Genomic DNA, 4,524 nt, shown 5'->3' with positions numbered 1-4,524 from the left:
GATCACCAGCCACCCACCAGACCCGGTGACAACACCCCCCGGATCATGACTGCGACTGGGGGCGGGAATCATGCCGGGTCTGGCTGGCCAAAGCCCCGATTATCGGGGCGTGAAGATAGTAACGGGGGGCGCCTTCGGGCATTCGTCGGGGAGGCTTGCAGGCGCGGTACTTACAGCGTGGATCGACGTTATGTTAATTTGAGTGTCATCGCTGTGGATGACGGGTTTTATTGAAGACGGGGCATCCAATATTTATATTGTGCGTTGTTGTTTTCAGAAAACATGGCTCGATAAGGTGCGAATAAATATAAATCTAGTGCCCTTGGTCGATAAGTAACCATTGTTGCGAGGTATTCGATATTAGATTCCTGGAGGTGTCGGCTCGATCGTCATTCCGGTTCTATTTTTTGAGGCGACAATCGAGAGGCACGTGAAATCGCAGACTGGTTTGGAGTATGTCGGACGCTGGTAATTTTCCGCTCATGTCCGGCGGTAGTGTCGAGCGCCGGAATGACCAAACGATTGTGAATAGGGGCTGCAAAATGCCCTGTTGCGAACTAATAGGGTTGATGCTTGGGGTGAGACGAAATTCCATGTCGATCAAGTTGAATGGGTGCGTTATACGTATATCGGCTCCGGGTTGGGGTTTGTGATGAAATAGTCGAGTAATGTCGCGGGTCTGGCATTAAATTCCGACTTGGAAAGTCATTGTTTTTTAATCGGCGACTGGATATATGGGTTCATCAAAAATAATCCGTGATGACGAGCGCTCTCAAATCCCTGTGGGAAAGTGCAAAAAATTTAGAGTCGATGGCGTAGCTGCTTTCGGAACGGACGAATGCCTGAATGCTGAAGTGTCTAAAAATTTATTCTCGATTTTCGAGTCAAGAGCCGAACAGATGCGTCCTTGCTTTTCTCCTTCTGAAATTGCGCGCATTCGACGCTTCGGTATCCCACGGCGATATCTCGCCGGCGAGGCGCTGTTACGGACCGGATTTCCCGCAGAGCGTCTGTTCCTGGTGGTGAATGGGCCAATCCGTATCACGCGTCGGGACAAGCTGGGCGAGAGGCATTTCGAAATGATCCTCCAGCCTGGACAATTTCTCGCAGAGATCGGTCAACTATTTGGACAGCCAGCATTAGTCGACGCAGATGCCCTTGACGACGCCGAAACGCTATTGATCGTTCCTGAACAGTTGTGCCGTCTTTTTGTTGCCGAGGTGGAACTCGGTGAGCGGATCATGCGCGCGTTGATCCTGCGACGCATGCACCTAGTGAAAAGCAAGAGCGGTCCTATCATCGTTGGTCATGCAGATGATCCGATGCTTGTCGCTCTACAGGGATTTCTCACGCAAAACGACTATCCTCACGCGATGCTCGATACTCGGGAGGATCCTGAGGCGGTGAGATTGTTGGAGGGAATGACTCGATCGACGGCGGATTTTCCGCTCGTGATTTGTCCATGTGGCACTGTAATGCGTGCTCCGAATCCGAATATGTTGGCATCGAAGCTTGGTTGGATTCCAAAATTTGAACAGGGTTAGTGCCCAAGCTCCACATTATGCTCCCGGATCGTAAATAACTATATGAGGTATTGGGCAGAGGCCTGCTACTTCGAAGCTGGGCGCAAAGGCCAGGCGCCAATACGTTCCATACCTCGACCTCGTGGGACTTGGCGGCGGGTAAAGCGGCACCGCGATACCGATAACTTCGAGTTTTGCCGGATCCTTAGTGAGATTTGACCAAGGGCTAAACGCGAACTCCTAGCATGCCCGCTACGACGATGGCCGTCCAAACCGAGCAACCAATGATCAGGGACCAACAAATCCGGTTGGCTCTTTCAAGACCGACGCCGTGAGCCAGCATGACGGTCCGCAGGCCGCAGGCGATATGACAAAGGACGAGCCATACGCCTAGCGAGTAGTGAGGGATCAGCCGCACGTCCCATGCGTCGCCAATCAGACCGCTCGGGGCCCCGGTTGCCCACGCGTAGTCGGTATCCGTCCCGAAGTAACGCGCAAGAATGAATACCGAATTGATATGCGAGGCAATGAAGATGACGAGATACGCGCCGGATGCTGTCTGGAATGATCCGAGCGTATCTTGCTTAACGGTGAGCTTCGGCATCAACAGTACAAGGCCACTAACGATTTGGAAGAAGAAGAGTCCGATCAAAATGGGTTCGAGCCATCCCGCCCGATACGCATGACGAAGCACGAGCATGACGCTCTTGTGCAAATCGGTGCCTAGAATCCCGACTGCGTGGTTGCCTAGATGAGGAAACAGGAAGACGGTGATGATGGCGACTGATGCTGCACCATGAAGCACGCGCACCGGTGCAGTATTCAGGTTCTGTCGCGAACGGGGGGTATCGTTTCGCTCAGTGGATAGCGCCAACAGGCTTCCGACAATCACGACCGCCCACAACCCAAGCCACACTTTCCCGTCTGCGCCTTGTATCTTCATCAAATAAAGCACGACCCCCAAGATGACGAAAAGTGGCGGCGAGGCAAACGTGAAGTGTGCAAGACGTCGCAAGATGACGACCCGTCCGTCGCTCACATCGAGCCGGGAGAGCGACTGCAGGCTGAAGAACGCGCTCAAGGGAACCACGAACACCAATGCAATGGCGAACAACGCGCCAACCGTGTGGTGGCTGCCAGCTCCTTCGTAAAATCTGGCGAGATACCACGGATAGCCGAGCGTCATCGCAGTTGGCGCGAAGTGCCAATAAAGTGACGAACTCCTATCCACTCGTGCAATCGTAGAATTCATAGTTTTGGTCCCGAACATTTCACTCGCTCACCAGCGCGAGGGCAAGCCACGAAACTGGCGTGGGCTATGAGTTTATGATCCTGCCGGCCAGAACGTGGGCCAAAATTTCCTGCTTAAATTGGGCTGTGAGCGACCACTCATCTGGCAAAGCGCATATCGCATGGGAAGGTGCGTATCAGCGAAGGAGTACGCGTGGGCGACTTTTTGATTCAATTGGACGGCGTGGGTCCGATCCAACAGCAAGTGTACGAAGGCATTTACACGGCCTTGAAAGAGGGCCGTCTTGAAGCGGGGCAACGCTTGCCGGCATCCCGAACATGGGCGCTTCAACTTGGCGTATCGCGCAATACGATAAGAGCGGCGACCGCAGCGTTGATTGCGGAGGGCTGGCTTGAGGCTCGAGTTGGTTCTGGTTTGTACGTGCGTGCAATACCATCGCAGAACAGCGCTCCGATTACCCGTTCCGCGACCCGATTGCGTTTGTCGGAATGGTCGGAGCGTCTCCCGCTCAAGACATTCGTGCTGCCTGACAAGGACGTGGATGTCGACTTTCGTCCGGGCGCCGTTTCCCACGACGCCGATCGTGTGTTTTGGCGCAAGCGCTTGGCCCGTTGGCCATCCGACATGGAACCCGCGCCGCTTTCGGAATATGGCCAGCCGGAGGGAGATGTGCGGCTGCGCGAGCGAATTGCTGCCTACCTTCGCCAATCGAGGTCCGTTCGTTGTACAGGAGCGGATATTGTCATCACTACTGGAACGCACCAGTCATTCGATCTTCTATCGAGACTATTGCTGGGTCCCGGAACGTCGTTCGCCATAGAAGATCCTGGTTTTCCTGTTGTCGCCGAAATTGGGCGGCTATCCGGCTCTGAACCCGTTCAACTTCAAGTCGACGAGCAGGGGGTCAAAGTCGAGGACATTCCCGAGGGAATCGCTGGCCTGTACTGTACGCCCAACCATCAATTTCCGTTGGGCGTCACGCTTTCGCCGGAGCGGCGGAAAGCGCTGCTCGCGAGCGCGGCGAAGGGAGGCTTCGTTATCTTCGAAGATGACTACGACTGTGAGTATTACCACGGTACGATGCCGTCACCGTGTCTGCAGTCGATCGATCGGGAGCAACGTGTGATTTATCTCGGATCGCTGTCCAAAATTTTGGCGCCGGCATTCCGGCTAGGCTTCATTGTCTCGCCTCCCTGGCTCCTCGACGGGCTTAGAAGAGCAAAATGGATCGTGGACAGGCAAACGTCCATGCACGTCCAGAATACCTTGTTGCAGCTCATGGTAAGCGGTGAATTCGCTTCGCATCTGAACGGCATGCGCACGGAGTACAAGCGGCGACGAGCGACCCTGCTGGAAGCGATCACGAACCGTCTGTCCACGTGGCTGACTCCGTTGGATTCAACGTGCGGTCTGCACATTTCGACACGAGTGAATGACGGTTACGACATCGACACATTGTGCAGTATCGCAGACGAAGAGGGCGTCGGCATATATAGGGGAGACACATTTTCGAGCACTGGACGCGCATCCAACATACTGGTGTTCGGCTTTGGCGGAACGCCGGTGCAACACATCACGAAGGGCATCGGTCGTAAGCGAGTCTCCAGCACCGTCTCGACGGCGTGACCGGAAATTGCCAGAGTAGTTCCCACCACTTCAAGTAGCGGGGACTACTTTGACAACAGAAGCACCAAAGAGGATTGGCCGCAAAGGCATCCCGAATCACCCACTCGAATTCCGGCGCGAGAT

The 4,524-nt window shown here is 54.6% G+C and carries 3 protein-coding genes; 2 read left to right on the top strand and 1 reads right to left on the bottom strand.

Translation table 11 applies throughout. From position 1 onward, the window contains the following. Positions 1 to 734: 734 nt before the first annotated feature. Positions 735 to 1,544 (top strand): Crp/Fnr family transcriptional regulator, encoded by an 810-nt coding sequence (locus tag CFB82_RS40980; protein ID WP_089487898.1) that lies wholly within the window; start codon positions 735 to 737, stop codon positions 1,542 to 1,544. A 205-nt stretch (positions 1,545 to 1,749) separates the two neighbouring features. Here the strand turns inward: CFB82_RS40980 and CFB82_RS40975 are convergent, their stop codons facing one another. Beyond that, positions 1,750 to 2,709 carry a hypothetical protein gene (locus tag CFB82_RS40975; protein ID WP_089487897.1) on the bottom strand — a complete coding sequence of 320 codons (960 nt, stop codon included), beginning with the start codon at positions 2,707 to 2,709 and terminating at the stop codon, positions 1,750 to 1,752. A gap of 258 nt (positions 2,710 to 2,967) precedes the next feature. On the opposite strand from CFB82_RS40975, the gene pdxR reads away from it, so the two are divergent. Further along, positions 2,968 to 4,401, top strand: coding sequence for a MocR-like pyridoxine biosynthesis transcription factor PdxR (pdxR, locus tag CFB82_RS40970; RefSeq protein WP_143751076.1), 1,434 nt, complete (start codon positions 2,968 to 2,970; stop codon positions 4,399 to 4,401). The last annotated feature ends 123 nt before the right edge of the window (positions 4,402 to 4,524 follow it).

The organism is Burkholderia sp. HI2714, assembly GCF_002223085.1.
GTDB lineage: Bacteria > Pseudomonadota > Gammaproteobacteria > Burkholderiales > Burkholderiaceae > Burkholderia > Burkholderia lata_D.
The sequence above is the reverse complement of the archived record's forward strand: the minus strand, read 5'-3'. Positions and strand labels throughout refer to the sequence as shown.